Source organism: Arthrobacter sp. FW305-BF8, from assembly GCF_021789315.1.
GTDB lineage: Bacteria > Actinomycetota > Actinomycetes > Actinomycetales > Micrococcaceae > Arthrobacter.
The window spans coordinates 831547-854824 of the sequence record NZ_CP084561.1 but is presented as its reverse complement, the minus strand read 5'-3'; the positions used below and the strand labels follow the sequence as shown (position 1 = coordinate 854824).

The 23278-nt window shown below is 66.4% G+C and carries 25 protein-coding genes and 2 tRNA genes; 10 read left to right on the top strand and 17 right to left on the bottom strand.

What is annotated here, in order from left to right:
- Nucleotides 1-8: 8 nt before the first annotated feature.
- The 3 genes from LFT45_RS03950 to LFT45_RS03940 form a co-directional block, all read right to left on the bottom strand.
- On the bottom strand, nt 9-482 hold the full coding sequence (locus LFT45_RS03950; RefSeq protein ID WP_236806810.1) for an SRPBCC family protein: 474 nt from the start codon (nt 480-482) through the stop codon (nt 9-11).
- A 131-nt stretch (nt 483-613) separates the two neighbouring features.
- Nucleotides 614-853: a helix-turn-helix domain-containing protein gene (locus LFT45_RS03945; protein WP_236806808.1), complete on the bottom strand. Its 240-nt coding sequence runs from the start codon at nt 851-853 to the stop codon at nt 614-616.
- Nucleotides 853-1446, bottom strand: coding sequence for a hypothetical protein (locus LFT45_RS03940; protein ID WP_236808942.1), 594 nt, complete (start codon nt 1444-1446; stop codon nt 853-855). Before LFT45_RS03940 ends, LFT45_RS03945 begins: the two co-directional genes overlap by 1 nt.
- A gap of 248 nt (nt 1447-1694) precedes the next feature.
- On the opposite strand from LFT45_RS03940, the gene LFT45_RS03935 reads away from it, so the two are divergent.
- Complete coding sequence (locus tag LFT45_RS03935; protein WP_236806806.1) at nt 1695-2087, top strand: nuclear transport factor 2 family protein; 393 nt, start codon at nt 1695-1697, stop codon at nt 2085-2087.
- A 16-nt stretch (nt 2088-2103) separates the two neighbouring features.
- Nucleotides 2104-2424 carry a hypothetical protein gene (locus tag LFT45_RS03930; RefSeq protein WP_236806804.1) on the top strand — a complete coding sequence of 107 codons (321 nt, stop codon included), beginning with the start codon at nt 2104-2106 and terminating at the stop codon, nt 2422-2424.
- A gap of 43 nt (nt 2425-2467) precedes the next feature.
- Here the strand turns inward: LFT45_RS03930 and LFT45_RS03925 are convergent, their stop codons facing one another.
- Together LFT45_RS03925 and LFT45_RS03920 are read right to left on the bottom strand one after the other, a co-directional pair.
- Nucleotides 2468-2662: a hypothetical protein gene (locus LFT45_RS03925; RefSeq protein ID WP_236806802.1), complete on the bottom strand. Its 195-nt coding sequence runs from the start codon at nt 2660-2662 to the stop codon at nt 2468-2470.
- A gap of 178 nt (nt 2663-2840) precedes the next feature.
- A complete protein-coding gene (locus LFT45_RS03920; RefSeq protein ID WP_003801204.1) occupies nt 2841-3104 on the bottom strand; it encodes a GlsB/YeaQ/YmgE family stress response membrane protein in 264 nt (87 codons plus the stop codon).
- Nucleotides 3105-3538: 434 nt separating this feature from the next.
- On the opposite strand from LFT45_RS03920, the gene LFT45_RS03915 reads away from it, so the two are divergent.
- The 3 genes from LFT45_RS03915 to LFT45_RS03905 all read left to right on the top strand — a co-directional run bounded on the left by LFT45_RS03915 (nt 3539) and on the right by LFT45_RS03905 (nt 5140).
- Entirely contained in the window at nt 3539-3784 is a 246-nt protein-coding gene (locus tag LFT45_RS03915) for a hypothetical protein (RefSeq protein ID WP_236806800.1), read from the top strand.
- Between the two features lie 90 nt (nt 3785-3874).
- A complete protein-coding gene (locus LFT45_RS03910) occupies nt 3875-4921 on the top strand; it encodes a hypothetical protein (RefSeq protein ID WP_236806798.1) in 1047 nt (348 codons plus the stop codon).
- A 39-nt stretch (nt 4922-4960) separates the two neighbouring features.
- Nucleotides 4961-5140: a hypothetical protein gene (locus LFT45_RS03905; protein WP_236806796.1), complete on the top strand. Its 180-nt coding sequence runs from the start codon at nt 4961-4963 to the stop codon at nt 5138-5140.
- A gap of 129 nt (nt 5141-5269) precedes the next feature.
- Here LFT45_RS03905 and LFT45_RS03900 read toward each other — a convergent pair whose 3' ends face one another.
- The 10 genes from LFT45_RS03900 to LFT45_RS03855 all read right to left on the bottom strand — a co-directional run bounded on the left by LFT45_RS03900 (nt 5270) and on the right by LFT45_RS03855 (nt 15658).
- Nucleotides 5270-6115 carry an aldo/keto reductase gene (locus tag LFT45_RS03900; RefSeq protein WP_236806795.1) on the bottom strand — a complete coding sequence of 282 codons (846 nt, stop codon included), beginning with the start codon at nt 6113-6115 and terminating at the stop codon, nt 5270-5272.
- Between the two features lie 133 nt (nt 6116-6248).
- Nucleotides 6249-6692: a hypothetical protein gene (locus tag LFT45_RS03895; protein WP_236806789.1), complete on the bottom strand. Its 444-nt coding sequence runs from the start codon at nt 6690-6692 to the stop codon at nt 6249-6251.
- A gap of 6 nt (nt 6693-6698) precedes the next feature.
- Nucleotides 6699-7349, bottom strand: a complete 651-nt coding sequence (locus tag LFT45_RS03890; protein ID WP_236806787.1) for a bacterial proteasome activator family protein — start codon at nt 7347-7349, stop codon at nt 6699-6701.
- Nucleotides 7350-7387: 38 nt separating this feature from the next.
- Nucleotides 7388-7579: a hypothetical protein gene (locus tag LFT45_RS03885; protein WP_236806785.1), complete on the bottom strand. Its 192-nt coding sequence runs from the start codon at nt 7577-7579 to the stop codon at nt 7388-7390.
- Nucleotides 7580-7581: 2 nt separating this feature from the next.
- Nucleotides 7582-7803, bottom strand: a complete 222-nt coding sequence (locus LFT45_RS03880; RefSeq protein ID WP_236806783.1) for a YbdD/YjiX family protein — start codon at nt 7801-7803, stop codon at nt 7582-7584.
- Nucleotides 7803-10103, bottom strand: a complete 2301-nt coding sequence (locus LFT45_RS03875) for a carbon starvation CstA family protein (RefSeq protein WP_236806782.1) — start codon at nt 10101-10103, stop codon at nt 7803-7805. Before LFT45_RS03875 ends, LFT45_RS03880 begins: the two co-directional genes overlap by 1 nt.
- 228 nt (nt 10104-10331) lie before the next feature.
- On the bottom strand, nt 10332-13136 hold the full coding sequence (locus LFT45_RS03870) for an FtsX-like permease family protein (protein WP_236806779.1): 2805 nt from the start codon (nt 13134-13136) through the stop codon (nt 10332-10334).
- A 64-nt stretch (nt 13137-13200) separates the two neighbouring features.
- Nucleotides 13201-13935 carry an ABC transporter ATP-binding protein gene (locus LFT45_RS03865; protein WP_236806777.1) on the bottom strand — a complete coding sequence of 245 codons (735 nt, stop codon included), beginning with the start codon at nt 13933-13935 and terminating at the stop codon, nt 13201-13203.
- The gene (locus LFT45_RS03860; RefSeq protein WP_236806775.1) at nt 13932-14546 is read right to left on the bottom strand and encodes a PadR family transcriptional regulator; all 615 of its coding nucleotides are present in this window, start codon (nt 14544-14546) and stop codon (nt 13932-13934) included. The genes LFT45_RS03865 and LFT45_RS03860 overlap by 4 nt, the downstream gene beginning before the upstream one ends.
- A 128-nt stretch (nt 14547-14674) precedes the next feature.
- On the bottom strand, nt 14675-15658 hold the full coding sequence (locus tag LFT45_RS03855) for an NAD(P)H-quinone oxidoreductase (RefSeq protein ID WP_236806773.1): 984 nt from the start codon (nt 15656-15658) through the stop codon (nt 14675-14677).
- Between the two features lie 113 nt (nt 15659-15771).
- Here LFT45_RS03855 and LFT45_RS03850 point away from each other — a divergent pair.
- The 3 genes from LFT45_RS03850 to LFT45_RS03845 all read left to right on the top strand — a co-directional run bounded on the left by LFT45_RS03850 (nt 15772) and on the right by LFT45_RS03845 (nt 17231).
- Nucleotides 15772-15859, top strand: a tRNA-Ser gene (locus tag LFT45_RS03850).
- Nucleotides 15860-16162: 303 nt separating this feature from the next.
- The gene (locus tag LFT45_RS23245) at nt 16163-16294 is read left to right on the top strand and encodes a hypothetical protein (RefSeq protein ID WP_272912741.1); all 132 of its coding nucleotides are present in this window, start codon (nt 16163-16165) and stop codon (nt 16292-16294) included.
- Nucleotides 16295-16409: 115 nt separating this feature from the next.
- On the top strand, nt 16410-17231 hold the full coding sequence (locus tag LFT45_RS03845; protein WP_236806771.1) for a VOC family protein: 822 nt from the start codon (nt 16410-16412) through the stop codon (nt 17229-17231).
- A 175-nt stretch (nt 17232-17406) separates the two neighbouring features.
- Here LFT45_RS03845 and LFT45_RS03840 read toward each other — a convergent pair whose 3' ends face one another.
- Complete coding sequence (locus tag LFT45_RS03840; RefSeq protein ID WP_236806769.1) at nt 17407-19398, bottom strand: FAD/NAD(P)-binding protein; 1992 nt, start codon at nt 19396-19398, stop codon at nt 17407-17409.
- A 61-nt stretch (nt 19399-19459) separates the two neighbouring features.
- Here LFT45_RS03840 and LFT45_RS03835 point away from each other — a divergent pair, with 61 nt between their 5' ends.
- Together LFT45_RS03835 and LFT45_RS03830 are read left to right on the top strand one after the other, a co-directional pair.
- Nucleotides 19460-21724 (top strand): prolyl oligopeptidase family serine peptidase, encoded by a 2265-nt coding sequence (locus tag LFT45_RS03835; protein WP_236806766.1) that lies wholly within the window; start codon nt 19460-19462, stop codon nt 21722-21724.
- A gap of 222 nt (nt 21725-21946) precedes the next feature.
- Nucleotides 21947-22034: transfer RNA gene (locus LFT45_RS03830), tRNA-Ser, on the top strand.
- 61 nt (nt 22035-22095) lie between these two features.
- Here the strand turns inward: LFT45_RS03830 and LFT45_RS03825 are convergent.
- Nucleotides 22096-23274: an IS481 family transposase gene (locus LFT45_RS03825; protein ID WP_236804357.1), complete on the bottom strand. Its 1179-nt coding sequence runs from the start codon at nt 23272-23274 to the stop codon at nt 22096-22098.
- Between the last annotated feature and the right edge of the window lie 4 nt (nt 23275-23278).

Here is a 23278-nt window from a genome sequence, read left to right as displayed (position 1 = left end):
GGGTTTTTCTAGAACTGCCCGGTGGGGCCGCTGTCTTCGACCTCTCCGCGCCAGCCGCCGGTTTCCGCGCCGCGTGACTCGATGAAGTCCTTGAATTTCCGCATGTCGGCCTTGACCTGCATTTCGTCAATCTTCAGGGCCGCGCCCGCTTTCTCCGTGACGGTTTCCGGCGCCCATTCGAAGTGGACCTTCACCTTGGTGTGATTGGCATCCAGGGGCGTGAACCTGATGATGCCGGCATGGGACTTGCCGTCGGTGCTGCGCCAGGCGATCCGGTCATCCGGCTCCTGATCAACTATCTCCGTATCAAATTCCCGCTTCACACCGCCGACCTTCGTGACCCAATGATTGGTGGTGTTACTCAGCTGGGTTACGGATTCCACGCCGGACATGAACTGCGGAAATGATTCGAACTGCGTCCACTGGTTGTAGGCCGTACGGACCGGAACTGCGACATCAACGGTCTCTTCAACAGTTTCCATCTGCTTCCTCCTGTCATAACGGGTGACCCGATTTCGGGCCCTCGGCAGCCGTCGTCGTCCTTCACTGCAACCGCCACCTGAACCGTAGGTCCGGCACCTTCTGGTGTCCAGACCCCCGCAGGTGATCGGGATCAGGGACTGCCGGCTGTGCTGCCCGCGGTGACCAGGAGGTCCCCGACCTGGCACTCCAGGGCGCCGCAGATGGCCGTCAGGGTGGAGAACCTGATCGCCTTTGCCCTGTCGTTTTTCAGCACCGACAGGTTCACCAAGCTGACGCCGACCCGCTTGCTCAGTTCGGTCAGGGTCATCCCGCGGTCTGCCAGCAGCTCGTCAAGCCGGCAATGGATTCCTGTGGTTTCGTCCGCCGGCATCAGACCAGACCCTCGGTGTCCTTCTGCAGCCTTCGGCCAAACTCGAAGACCCCGGCGACAAGAAGCAAGGCGATGCCCAGCACCAGAGGACCGACGTTGAAGTCCACAGAGAAGAGGTAATACTCCCCCGGCGCGCGCCCGTGCGCTCCGATCAGGTCCGCCAACCGGCTCCGCGCGATGGAATCGAGGATCTGCCCCACCGTCCCGGAAAGTGCCAGGACAATTCCCCCGGCGCCAACGAGCAACGCAGAACCACGTGTGAAAAGAATTTCACTCCGGAGCCGGTAGGCCAGCAGGAAGATCAGCGCCAGAACGGCAAGAATGCCGAGCTGGTTCAGGGCCCCGGCCCACCCCAGCTGGTAGGCCGGGCCGGAAGGAAGCACCGGGATGGTCGCATCGAGTGCCGTGTAGTGTCCGGTAGCCCCAAGTGACAGTCCGGATGCCGCTTGGCGGGTCGTAGCCACAGGCAGCGTGAGTGTCACCGGACCTGCAGCGGAATCGACGATGCCCCACACCGTAAGCGCCGTCGTCGTGACTGCTGCCGCTGACGAGGCAATCATCAGAAGAAGCGCATCTGTTCTGGACACGATCATTTTCCGGCCTGAAGCGGGAACGGCACCCTTGGTAACTTTCATTCAATCCCCCAGTTATCGAAACTCATTAATAACGACAGTCGATAAGTTATGGCTTGATGAGGCCGAAGTCAATTGCCCCTCGTGCCAGCCGGCTGCCCTCAACAGCGCCTTCGACCCCAGCAAGAAAACTGATCATCGACACGGTCCTCGCGGGGGCTTAACCTTTCCTCGCTGGGATCCGACAACGACGACAGTGAGGTGGCGAAATGGGAACCCAGGAAGATGCCGGTGTGGTGCGACGGGGCTACGAAGCGTTCGGTGCAGGTGACATGGAAACTCTTCGAAGCCTGTTCGCGGAGGACGCCGTCTGGCATCTGGGAGGCAGCGGCGGGCTGTCCGGTGACAAGCAGGGCCTGGACGCCGTCCTCGCCTACTTCGGCGAACTGTTCACGCGGTCCGACGGCACCATCAGAGTTGAGCTGGACGATCTGATCGGCGGAGAAAATCACACCGTTGGCTTCCAGAGGGTGCACGCACAACGCAACGGGGCGGCCATCGACCAACGGACCGTCATCGTCTTCGCGCTCAAGGACGGGAAAGTCAGCGAGGCTTATGAATTCCCCGAAGACACCGCCGAGGCCGCCGAATTCTGGTCCTGATGCCATGGCAGATGCGATGAAGTCCCTCACTGAAACCTTCAAGAACGTGGGTGTGTCCAAAGCTTATGGGGAGCCTATCCGGCTCGACGGGAAAGAACTCGTTCCCGTCGCGCTGGTCTCCTTCGGCTTTGGCGGCGGCACGGAAGGCGGCGATCCTGACGCAGCGGGCTCCGGCGGCGGAGGAGGCGGGTTCGTCTTCCCGCTGGGGGTTTACGCGCACGATGACGGCGGCAGGCTAAATTTCCGTCCAAATCCCCTGTCGCTGACCGCGTGCCTGGTACCGCTCGTGTGTGCTGTCGGCTTAGCGCTACGCGGCGCACTCCGGGCGCGGCGCTAGCCTCCCCAATTTCCCAGCGAAAGTTAGGCGCGACAGGAAGCCGCTACGCAACGTCGTCGGGGATGTTCCGGTCCGACAGGTGAGCCAGCAGGGCCTTTTCCGGATTGCCAGGGTTCTCTTCCAGGTGGCGCAACAGGCTGACGCGAACCTCAGGGCCTGTGGCAACAGCCGAAAGAACATCGATAATGACGTCCATGACCTGACGGCGCATCGTCCAATCCTCCGAAGCGTACGTCATGCCCACCTCCCGTCCGGCCGCGAGCCCTTTCCGCCGACTGTTCTTTCGGCCGATACTTCTCGCTCGAGCGGTATCGCCGCTTCCATGGTCCCCGCTTGGCGAGGGGACCATTGCACCAGTGGGGCCGGCCCTCGCTTGGGCCGACCCCACTTGCAGATCGTGGTGCTATGAAATCAGGTCAGACCCGGCTTCTGCGAGTGACGGCGCCGTAGATCAGCAACACAATGACGGCCCCGAGGATGGACAACAGCCAAGTCCTGAGGTCGAAGAAGTCACCCAGGCCACCGCCGAAGATCAGCGAACCGATCCAGCCGCCGAGGATAGCCCCGACAACGCCCAAGACGAGGGTGACTATCCAACCGCCGCCCTGCCTCCCGGGAAGAATGGCTTTTGCAATGGCCCCCGCAATCAGACCGAGCAGGAGAAATCCAAGAATTCCCATGACGCACTTTCCTTTCCACCAGACAGGTACCGCGGGTGTGGCACCAGCTATAAAGAGTTAATCAGCATGCTTAGTAGCTGGCAAGCATCCGTTGCCCGTGCCCCGAAAATTCTCTTGTCAGGCCCGTTGGAGCGGTGCTATAAAAATCGGTATCAGCCACCATCGGAAACTGAGGTCAAGGAGGGGGTCCCCGGCAGCAAGTCAACGCCTCATAGACCGGGACGGGATACCGGTACACGCAAAAGCTGCTAATTGGGCGGCGAGCTAATAGAGAACGCCACAGCGCAAAGTGTGCAGGTGCAGCATCATCAGCGTGCGGATCCTATTCCCGCTAAGTGGTCCCCGGCTGCAGTAGCAGCCGGGGACCACATCACCCTAGCTGCAGAGGGGAACGCAGCATCCGGAATTACTGAGCTGGCTGTGGTGGGATTCCAGTGGACCAGGCGACAATCGTCAGCTATGCCCTCGGCTATATCGGCGTCGCTATAGCCGTTTTTCTTATGTTCCTGCCGGCGCTCGCTGTTTTCGGCCTGCTTCTGCTCGGGGTCGGCGCCGTGCAAGTCCTCCTTCTACTCATCAATGCACTGGCGGTTGGCCTCTACAGAGCTGCCCTCAGGTTGTATCACCGCCTGCTGGACAGATGGCAGAGCGGCCACGGCGGCAGATTGGCCGCCCACTAGAGCGGACCGCGCCCGGCCGAGGTGGTCCGGCCGGAACTCTGCCCACATGCGGCATGCTGAAACCTGCGTGCCAAAACATATGATGCTGTCATGGAGGAGGAACTGCAGCGCGCCGCCCAGGCCCTGTACGCGCTTCCCTTCGACGACTTCATTGCGGCCCGCACTGCGGCTTCCAAGGAAGCCGCCACATCCGACAAGCCCCTTGCCCAGGCGATCCGGACCTTGCCGAAACCATCCGTGGCCGCTTGGACCGTCAACATGCTGGCGCACCATCGCCCCGAGGCCGTTCAGCAGCTCAGGGTCCTCGGACAGGCCATGCAGGAGGCACAGGCTTCCCTCGACGCCGCAGCACTGAGGGAACTCGCCAAGGAACGCCGGAAGCTCCTCGGCACCGCTGTGGGTGAGGCACGGCTCGCCGCTGAGGAACAAGGGCGGAAGATCAGCGGTCCCGTGGCCACCGAAGTGGAAGAAACGCTGCGGGCCGCCACCGCGGACCTGGCGGCTGCCGCCGCCGTCGAAAGCGGGCTGCTGCTCCGCGGGCTGTCCGCCGACGGCGTTGACCAGGTTGATGTCACCGACGCCGTGGCGGTTCCGTCCGCCCTTGGCAAGCTGCCGCCTCGGCCGCTCCCGCCGCAGCGGCCCGGTGGAGCACGGCGCCCGATCGGTGGGGGGCCGAAAAGCCGTCCGGAGGAACCCTCCGCCACAGCGGCTCCGGCAGGCAGGCGCGCACGAACACAGCCGCCGAAGGCCGCGGACAAGACCGACGCTGAAGAGCAGCAAAAGCCGCGGCTGCGGGCCGTCCGCAGCGCTCCCCGCCCTGTTCCGCCGTCCCTGCTGGAGAAGGCGCAGGCGGCACTGGCGGAAGCGGAGGAGGCTGCCGCCGATGCCGCCGGCGAGGCCGCACGACGCGCCCAGGCCCAGGAGGACGCCGCGGCAGCCTTTGTCCAGCTCACAGCGGACGTCAACGAGGCGCGGCAGCGGCTCCGGGCCCTGGAACTCTCACTCGATGCCGCGCGCAAGCAGCGCGATACCGCTGCCGCCGAGGCGAAGCAGTACGCTCGGGCAGCGGAGAAAAGCGAGCGGTCGGCCGTGCTGGCCAAGGAACGTGTGCTCCGTCTCCGCAACACGCCGGACTGAACTGCCAAAAATGTCAGACCCCGGTTGCACGATGGAGCCATGGAAAATAATCAGGAGTTCCACGTAACTTACTTCGACGCCGACTGCGGCCGGATCCGCACCGAGGTCTTCGACACCGTGAAGGCGGCAGAGCTTTTCGCGAGCCGCAGCATCACCGGCGAGGACAGCTGGGCCGTCGTCGACGCCGTTGCCGTCCACCAGGAACAGCTCGCCGCCTGACCGCGCTTAAGCCTGACCAGCCAGGCCTGACCAGCCAGGCCTGAACAGCCGAGGCCGATCAACGCGGACAGGCCCCGCCCCGCCCGCGTAAGCGAACGTGGCGGGGCCTGTCCGTGGGCAGCCTAGGAATTAGGCGAAGTCAGAGACGGCCGGGTCCGGACCGATCCTGCCGCTTCCTTCCGCGGTGCGGTCCAGCCCGTTGATGGCTGCAACGTCCTCGGCGTCCAGCGTGACGTTCAGCGCGTCGAAGTTCTCACGGATCCTGGATTCGGTGACGGACTTGGGGATGACGACGTTTCCGACCGCGAGGTGCCATGCGATGACCACCTGCGCCGGGGTGGCGTTGTGCTTCTGTGCGATGCCCGCAATGACCGGGTCCTCCAGGAGTTCGCCACCCTGGCCCAGCGGCGACCAGGCCTGGGTCAGGATGCCCTGGGAGGCGTTGAACTCCCGCAGTTCCGACTGGCTGAAATACGGGTGCAGTTCCACCTGGTTGATGGCCGGAACCACGCCCGTCTCGTCGATGATCCGCTGCAGACCTTCGACGGTGAAGTTGGACACCCCGATGGACTTGACCTTGCCGCGCTTCTGGAGTTCGATCAGCGCCTTCCAGGTGTCCACGTACTTGTCCTGCTTGGGCTGGAGCCAGTGGATCAGGTACAGATCCAGTGTTTCAAGGCCCAGCCGCTCCAGGGACTCCTCGAACGCGGCAAGCGTTGATTCGTACCCCTGGTCGGCGTTCCACAGCTTGGTGGTGATGAAGATTTCCTCCGGCGACAGCCCGGAGCTGGCGATCGCCCGGCCGACGCCGGACTCGTTGCCGTAGATCTTGGCGGTGTCGATGTGGCGGAACCCGGCCTGGAACGCCTGGAAGACAACCTTCTCGGCTACGTCGTCTTCAACCTGCCAAACCCCGTAGCCAAGCTGCGGAATGGTGTTGCCGTCATTGAATGTCAGTGTTGGTGAAGAAGTCATTTGTCCATCCTGCCAACAAACAAACCGGGAGGACACGGAATATAACGAAGCTAAGCTAGCCGCGTAACGGCCCGTCATCGGGAATATTTCGACGGCCGGCGGGTACCGCCGTCCGGACTCTCCCAGGACTCTGTCAGGACTCCAACAGGAGCCGCTCGGCGTCGGCCACCTGCTCAAAAACAGTCTCCGCCCGGCGCCATACGGAGGCCGCGCCAACCGGCACGGGTCCCACGGCAAGCCGCAGCATCGCCGCCGCCTCGGCGGTGGCCGCGAGCGAGTTGCCCGCCTTGGAGAGCGAGCGGTGAACACCGGACAGTGCATGCGGAATATCCAGCCCGTCGCTGGGCGACCGCCGCTGCGCCTCAACGCAAATCTCCCGGACGCGGCTGGAGAGGCCCGCCAGCCGATTGCCAATCTCCACCAGCTCTCCATAGAGCTGCTCGTCCTCCACACCCTCGAGCACCTGGTGGTAGCGGTCGAGGCCACGGTGGAACCGGTCATGGGCACGGCGCCACAGGCCCTTGCCAAGTTCGGCGTCGTCTTTCCGCCCTTGCCGGGCGGCCGTGAAAAATCCCAAAGAGGCCTACAAATACTGGCCGGGGCCGTGGTCGGGGTCTTCCTTCCGGCCCGGGTGCAGCGGATCTGAACCGGGCTGGGGCGCCTTGGCACGCTGCGGCTCACCGTTCTCACCGATGATCACACCGGGCGCGATGACTGTGCCTGGCGGCAGCTGCTTTAGCTGCATCTGGGCCAGGGTGTGTTCCCGTGCGGCGTGCTGGGCGGCTATCGCCGTCTGGATCCCGTGGAACAGGCCTTCCAGCCAGCCCACCAGCTGGGCCTGGGCGATCCGCAGCTCGGCGTCAGAGGGAGTGGCGTCGTCCGGGAATGGCAGGCTGATCCGTTCCAGCTCCTGCACCAGTTCCGGTGCCAGACCGTCCTCAAGCTCCTTGATGGAGCGCTCGTGGATCTCCGCCAGGCGGCCCCGAGCGGCGTCGTCCAAAGGCGCAGACTTCACTTCTTCCAGCAGCTGCCGGATCATGGTCCCGATCCGCATCACCTTCGCGGGCTCATCCACGAGGTCCTGCAGGTTGGCGGCCTTCGGCTTTTCCGCCTCGGCGGGGCGCCCAGCGGCCCCCACATCCAGGGGGGTGCCCTCATCATCCAGGGTGGTGCCCTCCACCGGTTCCTCGTCCTCTGCAGTCCGGGTGGGTTGAGTGTCTTCGGGATCGCTCATGCGTTCATACTCTCACGGGCCCGGAACGCGGAGTCCAGTCAATGAAGCTCCTTGACCAGGATTTCGCCTTCGTCCGTAGCGAAACCGCATTTGCGGTAGAAGCCGACGGCGTAGGTGTTGGCCGGAACCCACCCTTCCGCCACTCCACGGCCCCTCATCCAGGCCCCCATCTCGCCGGCATCCGCCGGCCCGATCCTGCGAACAGCGAATCGGGCCGGCGGAACTGGCATGGTCAGCAGCACCTTCCCTGCGGGTTGGTGTCCTGGCGGTCAGTCCGGTCCCGCCAGAACGCCCGTTCGTCCAGGGGCGGCGTGCCGTGGCCGGCCGCCGCGTGGTGCTCCAGGTACTTCCGGTACGCGTCGGCGCCCATGACACCCTGCACGTACCGTGCGAAGCCGCGGAAGGCTCCCGCCACCGGATGAAGCAGGCCGGCCGGTCCGGGTGCAGCACTCATCAGTGGTGCCCCGCCCGCTCAACACGCATGTCGGCGGGCAGCTTGTTCCATTCGGCCATGAGCTCGCGTTCGGCGGGCGTGGGGATCAGCCCGGCGGGCGCGTAGACGCGTGAGGGATGTGGCCGGTCCTCGTTGTTGACGTTGGGGACGCCGGCCGCGGTGTTCCGGAAGGCCTTCACCGTGGCAAGCACCGCGGTGATGATAACGATGATGCTCAGGACCACGAAGATGACGGACAGCCAGCCCTGGATCATGGTGTTGCGGACCACGGCCTCCATGGCCGCCGTCGTCTTGGCCGTGCCGAACGAGGTCTTCCCGTCGGCCAGCGCCTTGCTGAACGCGGCGTTGTTGGCGAAGTACCCCACGGCCGGGACGGAAGAGAAGATCTTGTGGATGCTTGCCGTGATGGTGACGACCGCGGTGAAGGCCAGCGGCACGGCGACGATCCACAGGTACCTGAACGAGCCGCGCTTCGCCGCGATGGCCATGCACACCGCCAGGGCGATCGCAGCCAGCAGCTGGTTGGCGATGCCGAACAGCGGGAAGAGGGTGTTGATGCCGCCCAGCGGGTCGGTGACGCCCATCAGCAGCACGGCGCCCCAGGCGCCCACCATGATGGCCGTGCAGAGCCACGCGCCGGGACGCCAGGACGCCTCCTTGAACTTCGAGGCAAAGTTCCCGATCGAATCCTGCAGCATGAACCGCGCAACGCGCGTTCCGGCGTCGACTGCGGTGAGGATGAACAGGGCCTCGAACATGATGGCGAAGTGGTACCAGAAGGCCATCATGCCGGTGCCGCCGATGAACTGCTGCATGATGTGGGCCAGGCCCACGGCGAGCGTTGGCGCGCCGCCTGAGCGCGAGACGATGCTTTCCTCGCCCACGTTGGACGCAGTCTGGGCCAGGACGTCAGGGGTGATGTTGACGCCGGCCAGGCCAAGGCTGTTGACCCACTGGGCCGCCGTCTCCACCGTTCCGCCGGTCAGCGCCGCGGGGGCGTTCATGGCGAAGTAGATCCCGCGGTCGATCGAGATGGCCGCGACCAGCGCCATGATGGCGACGAAGGACTCCATCAGCATGCCGCCATAGCCGATGAACCGGGTCTGACGTTCCTTCTCGATGAGCTTTGGCGTGGTGCCGGAGGAAATCAGGGCGTGGAAGCCGGACAGCGCGCCGCACGCGATGGTGACGAACAGGAACGGGAACAGGGCGCCGGAGAAGACCGGCCCGTTCTCGCGGCCCGCGAACTCGCTGAAGGCGGGAACAGTAATTTCGGGTCGCACCACGATAATGGCCACGGCGAGCATCGCGATCACGCCGATCTTCATGAAGGTCGAGAGGTAGTCCCGCGGTGCGAGCAGGAGCCACACCGGCAGAATGGCCGCGATGAAGCCGTAGATGATGAGGCCCCACGCGATGGTGACCTTGTCCAGGTGGAAGAACGCCGCGCCCCACTCGGTGCCGGCCACGCCGCCGCCGCCGATGATGGCGGCCATGAGCAGCACGAAGCCGATGATGGAAACCTCCATGACCTTGCCCGGACGCAGATACCTCAGGTACACGCCCATGAAGAGCGCGATTGGGATGGTCATGCCCACCGAGAAGACGCCCCAGGGGCTCTCCCCCAAAGCATTGACGACGACGAGCGCCAGGATCGCGACGATGATCACCATGATCAGCAGCGTGGCCACGAGGGCGGCGGTGCCGCCGATGACGCCCAACTCCTCACGCGCCATCTGGCCGAGGGAACGGCCGCCGCGGCGCATGGAGAAGAACATCACCAGGTAGTCCTGCACGGCGCCTGCGAGGACGACGCCGAGAATGATCCAGATAGTGCCCGGGAGGTAACCCATCTGGGCCGCGATGACGGGCCCCACGAGCGGGCCGGCTCCGGCGATGGCGGCGAAGTGGTGCCCGAAGAGGACATTGCGGTCCGTGCGGACGTAGTCCTTGCCGTCAGCCTTGTACTCTGCCGGCGTGGCGCGGCGGTCGTCCGGCTTGAGCAGATAGCGCTCGATGACCTTCGAATAAAAGCGGTAGCCGATCAGGTACGTGCACACCGAGGCGAACACGAACCAGATGGCGTTGACCGTTTCGCCCCTGACGACGGCCAGCATGAACCAGGCCACGCCGCCCAGGAGCGCGATGGCTACCCACGTGGCGATCTTCGCAGGGGTCCATCTGCGCTCCTCGGCGTCGCGGACCGCGTCCTCCACCGACGTCGGCGGCAGCGACCCGGTGGCCGCGGGATTGAGTTCCCCGTCCGCCGTTCGGGTCACATCCTCAGGCATGGTGCCCATGTCTCCTCCTTGAGATTCCCAGTTGGCACGGAGTGTGCCACCGGCACCCTACCAACGGGTAGGGCTGCAACCGAGGCCATTTGCGGAGCGCTGCCGGAGGAATCGCCGAGCGGTCGCAGCGCCGCGGCGAGCGGACGGCCCCGGCTTACCGCCGTCGTCCGCTCCAGTCGTCCACTTCAGGGGTCCGGTGCGGCTGCCAGGGTCCAGCGCCGCTGGCAGGAGCGGCTTTCAGGTGCCGGCGCTTCGCCGGGACACCGGCAGGCGGGCACGCGCGAAGACCCAGGCCAGTGCACTTCCGGTCAGCGGCACGGCAACGAGCAGGGCCAGCAAGGGCATCCACGGCACCACCGACTCTGCGAACATCCGGGTGCCCCCGATGAGCAGGACTGCGGGCACCATCCCGGCCGCCACTCCCAGCGAGGTTCCGAGGGACGCGGTCATGAGCGACTGGGCGCCTGCCAGGGCTTTCCGCAGCCGCGGCGGCGCCCCGACGCCAGCCAGCGTCATGTGGTCCGCCCGGGCATCCGCGAGCGCCAAGCCCGTGGTGATGCCGGCTGCGCTAAGGGTAATGAAGGCACTGATGCCGACGATCAGCCACAGCAGTTCGGATCCGGTACGGTCCGCCCCGGGCTCAACGTAGAAGCCCATGGCTTGGATCCGGTAGACATTCGCCAGTGCCGCCCATGCCCGGTCCTGTTCGGCGGCCTCCGGGTATGCGGACAGCTGGGCCAGCAGCACGGAGTTGTCGAATTGGATGCCTAGCCTGACGGCGGTGTCCGGGGTGATCACGCCGTAGAACGGTATCGGAACGTCCGGAGCGTCCACGGCCGCCGGCAGCCCTGTGTTGCTCAGGGGCTTGTAGCCAACGGCGGAACCGGGACCCGCAACCGGCTCGCGAACGTCGTAGGACTGGAGCGTGGCCTTCCCGTCCTTTTCGAAGACAGGGTTGCTGACCACCATTCCGCCGCTCCTGAGTGCGTGCACCGCCGCAGGGCTGGGTTCCCGGCCGAGGAGCGCCCGCAGCTCATCGACGCCGCCGACTACCAGAGGTGGAAGCTGGCTGCTGACGCCGACGGGGAACATCGATCCGCCGCACCGCCAGTCGCTCCCGTCGAGGACCCGGCCCTGCGGCGAGACAGGGCATTCGTGGCCGGCCGGCACGGCGAGCTTATATTGCCGGCAGTCCACAGCGTCACCAGTGGCAGGAAGGGATCCATCGGCTGACGCCCGCACGTGGCATTTGCTCGTCACCGGACCCCTGAGGACCTGCGTCCACTGCACGGTACTGAGTTCCCGCCGCAGTGCCGCAGCCACTGCAGCCGGGTCGATAGTCCTGCCGGAGGCCGTTCCCTGGGCCTGGACCGGCGCGGTTTCCAGCGGCAGCGAAACCTGGTTTTCCTGCGCGCCCCACATGTGGGTGCGCTTCGCCTCCTCCATCTGGCTCGCGGAAAGGACCATCACGGCACTGGCCAGCGTCGCGGCGGCGAGGATTGCCGCCACGGCAGGCACCGTACGGCTTCGGTTCCTGGCCGAGTCACGGGCGGCCATGCGCAGCGGGAGCGGCATCCAGGCGGTGCCTGCAGTCAGGACTTTCACGAACGTCCCGGTGAGCAGGACAAGGGCGGTCACCGCCAGGACTGCGCCGCCGGTGACCAGCGCCGCGACCAGCGGGGTCCGCGCAGCGACGACGTCCAGGTCACCGGTCAGGCCCAGGGTTTGCCCCGCCGCGAGGCAGCTGATGGCCAGAACCAGCAGGAGGCCCCCCGCCCGCGCCGGCCACGGCCCAGAGACTGCCGGTGCGCGGCCGGACTTCAAGGCGCCGAGCACCGCCTGCCGCGCAACCTGACGGGCAGGAACCACCGCGGCCAGGAAACACGCCAGCAGGCCCATGGCCATGGCCGCCACAGTGGGCAGGATGTCCAGATGGAAGCCGGGAAAGCGGACAGAGCCCAAGTGCCTGGCAACCGCCACCGCCACGGCAGCCCCGCCTGCCCCCAGCACGGCACCCGCAACCACTGCGATGGACCCAAGCCACAGCCCGGCGGCGGTTACCACCGCCCGGACCGTAGGTGCTTCCGCTCCGCTTGCGGCGAGCAGGGCTAGTTCGCGGACCTGGCGCTTAGCGCCCACCGCAAACGCCGCCCCGGCCAGGAGTCCCACTTCGAGCAGGGCAAGTGCCGCGATCAGCACAGCGGCAACGTAGCCAGCGGCGGGCATGGTCCCGGGGCCTCCGGCAGCGCCTGACGGGACCGGCGGGTCAAGTGCTACGGCACGGGAAAGCACGGCGATGCCGGACCTGTTCAGGTCACGGATCTGGTCCCACGTCACGGGGTTTGAACCGACGAGGTAGTACATCGTTTCGCCGAGCGGGTTGCCCCGGGCGGGCGGGCCATCCATGGCTGCCTGGCCCGGTTTGAGGAACAGGATGGGGTTGCCGTCCGAGGAGGTAGCATCCCGTAAGGTGCCGACGACGGCGAAGGTGCCGTCCGCCGTCGTCAGCCTGTCTCCGAGGCGGATGCCGAAGCGCTTCAGCGCTCCGGGCGAGGCGAGGATTTCGTCAGGGGCAGCGGCGGGCCGCCCCTCCAGAAGCGTGTATTTTCCGGTGAAGGCGGGATTCAGTACGTCGACGGCCTTGGCCATCACGGGGACGTCGTACCCGGCGGCGTCGGACGCACCGGCGTCGGACGCGCCGGCCCTGACCGTGAGCGTCAGCTGCGTTTCGGTCAGGACTTCGTAGCCGGCGGGGACCGCGTCCCGCGGATTCCGCGGTTCGAAGTCCGGATCGACAGTGAAATTCCGCGTCATGGTTGCTGTCTCAAACACAGGATCCTGCACGGTCTCGGCGTTGGAAGCGGGCATGCCGCGGAACCGTGCCTGCGTACTGCCCAGCTGGTACTGCACCCGTTCCGCCGGTGTTTCCTGCATGCTTTGCGCCAGGGCCGCGGCGCCGGTCATGCCGGCCACCGGCAGCAGGATCAGCAGGATGATCAGCAGGGAGCGGTCGCGGTGCCTGCTGATGTCCCGGCGTGCCATCCGGAGGGCAAGACGAAAACTGTGCCAGCGGCCATGGGGCGCGGGCGCTACGTCCAGGGCCATCTCAGCCGGCCGGTGCCAGGAGAACTGCGGGATCGCGCATGGCCGTTGCCTCATCCACAATCCGGCCGTCACGGATAAACACCACGCGGTCCGCCCACGCGGCATGGCGCGCCTCGTGCGTGACCAGCATGACGGCGGCGCCGGCATCAGCCCGGGACCGGAGCACCTCCATCACCCCGTGGCCCGTGGTGGAGTCAAGGGCGCCGGTGGGTTCGTCCGCAAGGATCAGCCGGCGGTTTCCCACGATGGCGCGGGCGATGGCCACGCGCTGCTGCTGCCCGCCGGACATTTCATCCATGAACCGGTGCGCCAGCTCCGGGATCCCCACCTGCCGCAGGGCGTCCACTGCCTGCCGGTGCGCTTTCCTGGCCGGCACGCCGTCGAGCTCGAGCGGCAGGGCAACATTTTCCGCCGCCGACAGCGTCGGGACCAGGTTGAAGTCCTGGAAGACATAGCCCACCGCACGGCGCCGGAGCCGCGCCAGCGCGTTCAGTCCCAGCCCCGCCAGGGGTGTTGACTCCACAAAGACACCGCCCGACGTCGGCCGGTCCAGTCCGCCGGCCAGCGCCAGCAGGGATGATTTTCCGGAGCCGGACGGCCCCATCACCGCAACGAATTCCCCGGCATTGACGGTGAGGTCTACATCCCGGAGCGCGGCAACGGCCGTGGCCCCCTGCCCGAACGTCCTGCTGACCTTCGCGAGTTCGAGGACCTGTTGCGGTCCCTGCACGCTCACCGGCGGTTGTCCGCTGTGAGCGGGGCAGCCTCTTCCACAGTGCGCCCGTTGGACGGTTTGCGTGCGTGGCTGCGCGACCCGGAGGCCTGCGCGAGCTGCAGCATCCGGGCCTCGCACAGATCCAGCCAGCGGATCTCGGCCTCGGTCTGGAAGATCAGTGAATCCAGCACCAGCAGCCAGGCCGTGTCCGCCGCCCGCTGGTTGGCCGCGGTGTCCCGCCGCGACTTCGTATAGTCCTGCAGGGCACGCATGGAAGCGGTTCGCTGGGACTGGATGATCGCCGCGACGTCCACCCCGGGCAGGGTGACGGCCAGTGCCAGCTTGATGGCGAGCTCGTTCCGCGGCGGGTTGCTGCGTTCCACCGGTGTCGCAAACCAGCCCTGGACCTCCGCCTTGCCGGCTTCGGTGATGCTGTACACGACGTGGCCCTCGCCGTCGCCGCCGTCGTTGCTGACGAGGCCGTCACGTTCCAGCCGGTCGAGGGTGGTGTAGACCTGCCCGATGTTCAGTGGCCAGGTGGAGCCCGTGCGGTCTTCGAATTCGACCCTGAGCTGGTAGCCGTAACGCGGCTGGTCTTGCAAGAGGGCGAGGAGGCTATGGCGGATGGACATCTGGCTCCTTGGCTGGAAGTCGGCAGTATGCACGCGCCCCCAAGACGCGTGCATACTGCGTATTCCCCGAGCCTAGCCTTTGTTCTTCAGCATGGCAATACTGAGTATCTACCGCGCCGGAATTGCCGCTACATGACCAGCAGGACCTTGCCCACGTGCTCGCCCGAGTCGAAGTATTTGTGCGCCGCACTGGCCTGGTCCAGCGGGAAGGTCTTTGCCACCAGCGGGTGGATCCGCCCGTCAGAGACGAGGGGCCACACGGAGTCCCTGACGGCCGTCATGATGACCCCTTTCTCGGCTGTCGGACGGGGACGCAGCGCCGTGGCCACGATGGCCGCGCGCTTACGCAGCAGCTGCCCCAGGTCCAGTTCCCCCTTGGCACCTCCCTGCAGCCCAATGACGACGAGTCGGCCGTAATCGGCCAGGGCGTCAATGTTCTTCTGCAGATACTTGGCGCCCACGACGTCCAGGATCACGTCGGCGCCCTTGCCCCCGTTTTGGGAACGCAGGCTCTCGGCGAAGTCTTCCTCCGCATAGTTGATGGCGATGTCGGCGCCAAGGAACGCCTTTGCGGTGCTGACTTTTTCGTCGGTTCCCGCGGTGGCGGCCACCGTGGCTCCCAGGGCCTTGGCCAGCTGGATGGCCATGGTGCCAATCCCCCCCGTGGCGCCATGGATCAGGACCGTCTCACCCGGCTGCAGCTGTGCGGTCATCACCAGGTTTGAGTAGACGGTGGCGGCAACCTCAGGCAGGGCGGCAGCGGTAACCAGGTCCACACCGTCGGGAACCCTCAGCACCTGTTCCGAGGGCACCGCGACCTGCTGCGCGTAGCCCCCGCCGGACAGCAGCGCCACTACCTTGTCCCCGACGGAAAACGGCTTGGTGACGCCGGGTCCGAAGCCCGCAATCCTGCCTGACACCTCCAGCCCGGGGATCTCCGAAGCACCCGGCGGGGGCGGGTAGTAGCCCCTCCGCTGCTGGACGTCGGCGCGGTTCAGGCCGGCCGCCACAACATCGATCAGCACCTCACCGTGGCCCGGCTGGGGAGCCGGCACCTCGCGGACTTCCAGCACTTCCGGCCCGCCGGGCTCCGAGATAAAGACGGCTTTCATGGCGAACTCCCGATTTCTAGCTGATTCCTGCCCCAAAAATACTGTGCGGCGGCGACAACTGCCACGCGGCGGTTTTTGTTGCAGCCAACTGCCTATGAAACACTACTAGTTAGGGAAGGTTGTCCGAGCGGCCGAAGGAGCTGGTCTTGAAAACCAGTGTGCGGTAACCCCGTACCAAGAGTTCGAATCTCTTACCTTCCGCGCAGGGGCCGGCACCGTGCAAGAAGCACGCGATGACGGCCATTTTGAAGGCCGGCCGGGCCAATCGAGAGGTTGGTTTGGCCGGCCTTTTGCGTGGGCAAGTAGTGGTTCTTTCCACCAGCAAGTAGGGGTGCGGACGGGGGCCAGGAAAACAGGTAGTCCGAGTACCTGCCCGGCAGAATTCGAGTACGCGCCACTGGTGCGCGCCCCCCGCCGGAAGGCGTTCACTTGTAACAGCACCGCTCTATCCCGCGACCGCGGGAGGGGATTCCGCATCCACCGTTGCATGTGGGGGTCGAGGTCATGGGCAAGGCTGAAAAACAGAGCCTGCACTACTCCGATTACTACTGGTGCATGTCCCTGAAGGACTTCACCGAGTGGGTAGAGGCCGACGACGACCAGGAGCCGGGCACGTCATACTCGGACCAGCGCTGAGCGCACCCCGCCTGACCCCCATTGAAACTGTGATACCCCCGGCATAGTCTCGGTTCTGTCCGTAGCACCTCCATGACCTGCGGGAACATCTCGCTGACCACACCAGGAGCAGACCATGCCTACGTCCGAACCCACGCCCGGCGCCCCCTGCTGGGTCGACCTCATGACCACCGACGCGAACCAGGCGAAACAGTTCTATGGCGAACTGTTCGGCTGGGACTTCCAGACCGGAGACCAGGAAAAGTACGGCGGCTACATCACAGCCCAGAAGGACGGCAAGACCGTCGCCGGCATCATGCAGAAGCAGGAGGGCCAGGAGGGCATGCCGGACATGTGGTCCACCTACCTGTGGTCCGACGACGCCGCCGCCACAGCCGCGGCGGTTGCCGCAAACGGTGGCCAGGTGTTCATGGAACCCATGGACGTCCCGGAACAGGGCCACATGGCGTTCTTTGGTGACGCCTCCGGTGCCACGATAGGTGTGTGGCAGCCGCGGGAGATGCGCGGTTACGAGCTTGTTGGCGAGCCGGGCGCCCCGGCCTGGCACGAGCTTCACACCAAGGACTACTCCGCCGCGGTGAAGTTCTATCAGGACGTGTTCGGCTGGGACACCGACGTCATGAGCGACACCCCGGAGTTCCGGTACACAACCCTGGGCGCCGGCCGGGAGGCAAAAGCAGGGATATATGACGCGTCGGCCGACCTTCCCGCCGAAGTCCCCTCCAACTGGGTCGTCTATTTCGCGGTGGCGGACGCTGACGCTTCGATCGACAAGGCCGTCAGCTTGGGTGCGACAGTTCTTGACGGACCGGATGACACGCCCCACGGCCGGCTGGCCACGCTGACAGACCCCACCGGGGCGCGGTTCAAGCTCGTGGCCGACACCGGCCAGGGGAACGCGGGCGACGCCGAAACGGGCGGACAGGGCGCCCTGTAGCCACGTTCGTTGAAGGGATGCCGGCTGGCAGTTTCGAAGGAAGCTGCCAGCCGGCATTCTTTGTGCTCGCCCGGGGTGGTGCTCCGCCGGTCACTGAGGAAGCGTGTGGGGTCAAACGGCAGGAGGTGAGGAAGCATCCGCGCTCAAGCGGCAGGAGGTGAGGAAGCGTGTGGGGTCAAACGGCAGGAGCTGAGGAAGCGTGTGGGGCCAGGCCGAGGATGGCACGGGCGATCTCATCGGCGTCGCGGAGCGTGCGCTGCCCGCTGGGGTACACAGGACCGGCCTGCTGCGCCGCTTCGGCAGCAATGGCGGTTCCCCACTGCGTGGCCGAGAGCTGCAGCCCCAGCACGTACATCCGGTCCGTAACCTCGCCGTTCGCGGCAACCGGCCGGTACGGGTGCGGGCGGACGTCGAGCCCGGAGGACTGCACCGGGATTCCCTCCACCGTCATCATGGTTCGCGGCCGGACCAGCCCGTCGGCAAGGAGCTGTTCCAGCAGCGGGGACTCGTTGAGTGCCACGCGGTTGGCCGGCGCCAGTGCCTCCACCAGCGTGTGTGCTTCGGCGGCACCACCTCGCACCCACGGCGAGGCAGCGGTGAAGGCGCGCTTCCCGCGGGCCACGCCGAACTTGGGGTCCGGGCCCACGAAGCTAACAATTCCGGCGCGCGCCAGAGCCGCCAACTGCTCGGCGCGCAGCGCCGGAGGACCGCTGGCCAGCCCTTCCACCAGCGACTCAAACCAGCCCCGCAGGCCGGCGACCCACGACTCATCGGTGATGCCGCCGTCGGCCACCACCGATTTCAGCACGGCGCGTCCGTGGTGCAGCGCGCCGATGGCCATCTTGACAGGATCATCCTCGCCGAGCGCTGAGCGCCGGGCATCGTCGTCGAGGTACTCGACCACCGCGGCGTCCAGCTCGGCACGCGAAGCAAAGCTCCGCCCGGACAGCGGGGCGGCCAGGCCGCGCAGGTCCAGCCTGCTGCCCGGATGGACATGGCGGCCGATGACGGCGTTGAAGTCCTCTTCCCACCGGCCGGTGCTGTGGGCATGCGGGTGCAGGGCCTCGTCCAGCTCCTTGAGGAACGCGTCGTGGTCCTGCACGGCGTCCGGCTGCGAGCGCACGAGGGTTGTGTAGTAGGCCCAGAGCGCGTCCCGGTGCAGCAGCGGCCAGAGGTCGTGGTCGAATGCCGGAACAATTCCGGCGGCGGCGAACCTCTGCAGCGCTTTCCCGGTGAAGTAGCGGAGCGTGACCGACGCCGGGTAGTAGCCCGAGAGGGTGGCCTTGGTCCGGTACGGCGTGCCGCGGCGGGACGCGGCGAAGATGATCGGCTCCTGGCCCGAGGGCAGGTACTCGAGGGCGTCCCCTGCCTCCACGAACTTCCCGCCCCGCCCCTCCGTGAGCTGGCCCATCACGTCGAAGAAGTTCAGGCCCATCCCGCGGACCAGCACCGGCTCCTGGGCCGGAACCACGCTCCAGTCGATGTCGGCCGGAACCGCCGGCGGGAGGTAGCGCAGGCCAAACTGCCCGGCGGCCGACTGCAGCTCGCGCTGTTCGGGGCTGAGGCGGGACGGGAGGTGGCCCAGCGCAAGCACCACCGAATCGACGGTCAGCGTCGCGCCCCCGTCCAGTCCGCCGTCGTTCGTTTCAACGGCGTCCAGGTCGACCTCGAACCTTCCGTCCGGCTGCCGGCGCACAGCGGTAGCCGTCGCCTGGTGCATCTCGATGGTGACGCCGTCGGGCAGCGCGGCGAGCAACTCCTCGACCGTGGACCGCAGGTAGCGGCCGTAGATGGCGCGGCTGGGGAAGTCGCCGGATCCCAAGACGGCGAGTTCCGCCCGCTCGTCGTCGGTGAGCTCCGGCAGGGGGCTGCGCTGCTGGGCTGTCCGCCAGCGGTCGAAGGTGGTGCCGGCCACGGGCGCGGCCAGCCCCGTGTCCTCGGGGACCAGCGTGGGGTAAAAGGACTGCGTGTTCATCAGGTAAAGGCGGGACTGGCCGGGCTGCCAGACGTGCCCCGGGCCGGCCGGAAACGGATCGATGACGTCGATGTGCAGGCGGGCGCCGGCAGGGCGGCCGGCGGACCAGTTGGCGAGCAGCCGCTCCAGCACGCTGGTACCCCTCGGACCGGCGCCGATGAGCGCGGTCCGGATGCTCTGCGAAATAACCACGCCTTCCAGAGTATCGGCATGTGACTTGCTAGCTGAGCGGGGATGTTGTTTGGATGGGCGCATGACCACCACTGCAGCTGATTCTGCCCCCGCGTCCGGCGCCGCTCCCACCGGGACCGCCCCCGCGCCCACCGACGAGAACATCTGGCTGGAGGACATCTACGGCGAGGAACAGCTGGCCTGGGTGCGCGAGCAGAATGCCCGCACGGAGGACCTGCTCGAGGATGCCGACTACGCCCGGCTCGAGGGCGAGATCCTCGAGGTGCTGGATTCGACGGACAAGATCGCCATGGTGAGCAAGCACGGCGAGTGGTACTACAACTTCTGGAAGGACCGGCAGAACCCCAAGGGCCTATGGCGCCGGACCAGCTGGGACAGCTACTGCAGCGACGCGCCGGAGTGGGACGTCCTCCTCGACGTGGATGCCTTGGCGGCTGCCGACGGCGTGGAGTGGGTCTTCCATGGCGCAAACCTGCTCCGGCCGGAACCGGGGCAGCCCTACCGGCGTGCCCTGGTGGCGCTCTCCCCCGACGGCGGCGACGCCAACCGCTACCGTGAGTTCGACGTCGAGACCCGCGCCTTCGTTGATCCCGCCGCCGGCGGTTTTGATGTCCCGACGGCGAAGGGGAACGTCTCGTGGCTCGATGCGGACACGCTGCTGGTCGCCAGCACCGCAGAGGATCTCCCCCGCACGGCGTCCTCGTACGCCCGCACCGCCGTGCGCTTGCGCCGGGGCCAGTCCCTGAGCGATGCGCCGCGCATCTTCGAGATCCCCGAGGACCACATGATGGCGATCGTGGCCCACGACTCCACACCCGGCTTTGAGCGGACGTTCGCGGTGGACTGGATCGACTTCTTCAACCGCCGCACTTCGGTGCTGCAGGACGGTGGCTGGGTGCAGGTGGACGTGCCCACCGACGTGAACACGGGCGTGCACCGGGAGTGGCTGCTGTTCAGGCCGCAGCGTGACTGGACGGTGAACGGCACCACCTACCCGGCCGGTTCCCTGATCGCCGCCGATTTCCAGGCGTACCTCGCCGGCGAGCGCGAGCTGACGGTTCTCTTCGCCCCGGACGCGCACACGTCCCTGCAGTCCTGGAGCTGGACCCGGAACTTCCTGCTGCTGAACCTGCTGAAGGACGTATCCTCGGAAATCCGTGTTCTCGATCCTGCCGACTCGTGGCGGTCCTCGCAGCTCGACGCCTGCCCGCCGCTGCACGATGTCAACGCCTTCGCCGTGGATGACGAGGACGAGGCTGACGGCGGATCCGACGGAGCAGGGTGCGGGGACGACTTCTGGCTCGTGGCCACCGGCTTCACGACGCCCAGCACCCTGACCCGCGGCACCCTGACCCGCGGCACACCCACCAGCGCCGCCGGCGGGGCTCCCGGCAGGACTTCCGGCGAAACGCCAGCGGCAGTTGTGGTGAGCAGCCATGCGGAGGTGAAGGCGTCGCCGTCGTTCTTCAACGAAGCCGACTACGAGGTAGAGCAGCACTTCGCCGTCTCCGCGGACGGCACGAAGGTACCGTACTTCCAGGTGGCGGCCCGCGGCCTGGTCCTGGACGGGCAGAACCCCACCCAGCTCTCCGGCTACGGCGGCTTCGAGGTCTCACGTACGCCGGCGTACAGCGGCACCATCGGCCGGGCGTGGCTGGAGCGGCGCACGGCAGCAGTTCCGGGTGACGGCCTTGCGGAGGGGCACAGCCGGGGCGGTGTGTACGTTGTGGCCAACATCCGCGGCGGCGGGGAATACGGCCCCTCCTGGCACCGGGCGGCACTGCAGGAAAACCGGCACCGCGCCTACGAGGACTTTGCGGCGGTAGCCAGGGACCTGGTCTCCCGGGGCGTCACCAGCCGCGAGCGTCTCGGCTGCGTCGGCGGCTCCAACGGCGGCCTGCTCGTGGGCAACATGCTGACACGGTATCCCGAACTGTTCGGCGCAGTGTCCTGCGGGGTGCCGCTGCTGGACATGCGCCGGTACACCAAGCTGTCGGCGGGTCACTCATGGATTGCCGAGTACGGCGACCCCGACCTGCCCGAGCACTGGGAATTCATCAGGACCTTCTCCCCGTACCACCAGCTGAAGGACGGTGTGGAGTACCCGGAAACCTTCATCTGGACCGCAACATCCGACGACAGGGTGGGTCCGGTGCAGGCCAGGAAGATGGCCGCGCGCATGCTGGCCATGGGCATCCCCAACGTCTGGTTCCACGAAGCGCTGGAGGGCGGGCATGCCGGCGCTTCGGACAACCGGCAGGCTGCCGCGCTCCAGGGCCGCAGCCAGCACTTCCTGTGGAAGGCGCTGGCAGAAGGCACCGCCTGACCGCGGCTCCTTCGGGACTTTGCAGCAACCCACCTGAAGTTTCCCGCCCAACCTTCTGGATTTTTTGTCCAGATATCGCGAGTTAGGGGCCCTTCAGCCCGCATTATCTGGACAAAAACTCCGGTGGTTTGCCGGGGCGGGCGCGTTTTCGGCGGGCCACCCCGGCCGTTTTGCACTGGATGGCCGGTTCTGCGTATCCTTGGTGGGCTAGGAATAGCAATTGGAGACGTGCCAGAGCGGCCGAATGGGCTTCACTGCTAATGAAGTGTGGGGCACAACTCCACCGGGGGTTCAAATCCCCCCGTCTCCGCGTTTGTGGTGAGTCGGGACATCCTTCACGGATGAGTCGAGTCATCGGTAACACCCCGGTCTTAGGACCGGGGTGTTTTTCTTTGTCTGGATTGGTAATCCCGGTCGGGGTCGATGGTGAGTTCCCGGATGATCTCTCCGGTGGCGGTGGCGGTGTCGCTGATGATGACGTCGGTGTCGTGGATGAGCATCAGGATGTGTTTCCCGGCGTGGGCGCGGCCGATGCCGATGTGGTGCAGGCGTCCTGCGTGGCGGAGGGTTAGTTTCCCGAACCGGTCCACGCGGTCGATGCGCTGGCGCCAGTGGTCCCCTTGCCTCGCTCCTACGGGTTCTGCTTTGGGGGTGGCGGTGTAGGCGGTGGCCGGCGTGCGTCGGTCCAGGGCGCGGTGCGGGCGTTCATGGTTGTAGATGTGCCGGAATTTGCCGAGCTGTTCGTTGAGGTCCTCGAGGGTGTGGGCGCGCGGCTGTCCGTCAAGCCATTTCTTCAGCGTCTGGTGGAACCGTTCGATTTTGCCCTGGGTCTGCGGGTGGCTTGGGGAGCCGTTCTTCTGCGTGATGCCCAGCGTGTGGAGTTGGTGTTCAAAAGCGTTCCGGCCTCCTTTGCCGCCGGCGAGCCGGGTCGTGTAGACCATGCCGTTGTCTGTCAGGGTCGAGGCCGGAAGGCCGTATTCGGCGGCAGCTGTGAGGAACGTGGTCACCACGGCGATGACGGTGACGGGCCGGTAGGCGGTGCATGCGAGCAGGTAGCGGGAATGGTCATCGAGGAAGTTCAAGATCTCTGTGTCGGTCCCGTCGGCCAGGGGCCAGTGGGTGAAGTCGGACTGCCAGGTCTCGTTGGGCTGGTGCGCTTCGAAACGGTGCAGGGAGGTCCTCGGGCGTTTCTTTGGCTCGGGAGTGATCAGGTGGGCCGCGTGGAGGATCCGGCGGATCGTGGACGTTGAGGGCGCGGGGAGGTTTTCGCGTTCGAGGTGCCAGGCGATCGTGACTGGACCGGCGTCGAGTCCGGCTGTCTGCAGTTCCTGGCGCAGGGCCAGGATACGTGCTGTGACTACGTCGTCAGTGCGGCGGGGATTGCTGAGAGGCCGTTTTGATCGGGGTTCGACGGCCGCGATGCCTCCTGTTGCTTCACGCCGCAGGAGCTCGTGCACCCAGCGGCGGCTGACACCATATCGGCGGGCTGCGTCAGCGACGCTCAGCCCTTGGTTCCGGACGGCGAGGACGATGACTTTTTGCTTCGACATGAAT

What these genes read in the sequence shown, in the direction of transcription:
- LFT45_RS03950 (WP_236806810.1), bottom strand. Translation starts at nt 482, where the DNA reads ATGGAAACTGTTGAAGAGACCGTTGATGTCGCAGTTCCGGTCCGTACG.
- LFT45_RS03945 (WP_236806808.1), bottom strand. Translation starts at nt 853, where the DNA reads ATGCCGGCGGACGAAACCACAGGAATCCATTGCCGGCTTGACGAGCTG.
- LFT45_RS03940 (WP_236808942.1), bottom strand. Translation starts at nt 1,446, where the DNA reads ATGATCGTGTCCAGAACAGATGCGCTTCTTCTGATGATTGCCTCGTCA.
- LFT45_RS03935 (WP_236806806.1), top strand. Translation starts at nt 1,695, where the DNA reads ATGGGAACCCAGGAAGATGCCGGTGTGGTGCGACGGGGCTACGAAGCG.
- LFT45_RS03930 (WP_236806804.1), top strand. Translation starts at nt 2,104, where the DNA reads ATGAAGTCCCTCACTGAAACCTTCAAGAACGTGGGTGTGTCCAAAGCT.
- LFT45_RS03925 (WP_236806802.1), bottom strand. Translation starts at nt 2,662, where the DNA reads ATGACGTACGCTTCGGAGGATTGGACGATGCGCCGTCAGGTCATGGAC.
- LFT45_RS03920 (WP_003801204.1), bottom strand. Translation starts at nt 3,104, where the DNA reads ATGGGAATTCTTGGATTTCTCCTGCTCGGTCTGATTGCGGGGGCCATT.
- LFT45_RS03910 (WP_236806798.1), top strand. Translation starts at nt 3,875, where the DNA reads ATGGAGGAGGAACTGCAGCGCGCCGCCCAGGCCCTGTACGCGCTTCCC.
- LFT45_RS03905 (WP_236806796.1), top strand. Translation starts at nt 4,961, where the DNA reads ATGGAAAATAATCAGGAGTTCCACGTAACTTACTTCGACGCCGACTGC.
- LFT45_RS03900 (WP_236806795.1), bottom strand. Translation starts at nt 6,115, where the DNA reads ATGACTTCTTCACCAACACTGACATTCAATGACGGCAACACCATTCCG.
- LFT45_RS03890 (WP_236806787.1), bottom strand. Translation starts at nt 7,349, where the DNA reads ATGAGCGATCCCGAAGACACTCAACCCACCCGGACTGCAGAGGACGAG.
- LFT45_RS03885 (WP_236806785.1), bottom strand. Translation starts at nt 7,579, where the DNA reads ATGCCAGTTCCGCCGGCCCGATTCGCTGTTCGCAGGATCGGGCCGGCG.
- LFT45_RS03880 (WP_236806783.1), bottom strand. Translation starts at nt 7,803, where the DNA reads ATGAGTGCTGCACCCGGACCGGCCGGCCTGCTTCATCCGGTGGCGGGA.
- LFT45_RS03875 (WP_236806782.1), bottom strand. Translation starts at nt 10,103, where the DNA reads ATGGGCACCATGCCTGAGGATGTGACCCGAACGGCGGACGGGGAACTC.
- LFT45_RS03870 (WP_236806779.1), bottom strand. Translation starts at nt 13,136, where the DNA reads ATGGCACGCCGGGACATCAGCAGGCACCGCGACCGCTCCCTGCTGATC.
- LFT45_RS03860 (WP_236806775.1), bottom strand. Translation starts at nt 14,546, where the DNA reads ATGTCCATCCGCCATAGCCTCCTCGCCCTCTTGCAAGACCAGCCGCGT.
- LFT45_RS03855 (WP_236806773.1), bottom strand. Translation starts at nt 15,658, where the DNA reads ATGAAAGCCGTCTTTATCTCGGAGCCCGGCGGGCCGGAAGTGCTGGAA.
- LFT45_RS23245 (WP_272912741.1), top strand. Translation starts at nt 16,163, where the DNA reads ATGGGCAAGGCTGAAAAACAGAGCCTGCACTACTCCGATTACTACTGG.
- LFT45_RS03845 (WP_236806771.1), top strand. Translation starts at nt 16,410, where the DNA reads ATGCCTACGTCCGAACCCACGCCCGGCGCCCCCTGCTGGGTCGACCTC.
- LFT45_RS03835 (WP_236806766.1), top strand. Translation starts at nt 19,460, where the DNA reads ATGACCACCACTGCAGCTGATTCTGCCCCCGCGTCCGGCGCCGCTCCC.
- LFT45_RS03825 (WP_236804357.1), bottom strand. Translation starts at nt 23,274, where the DNA reads ATGTCGAAGCAAAAAGTCATCGTCCTCGCCGTCCGGAACCAAGGGCTG.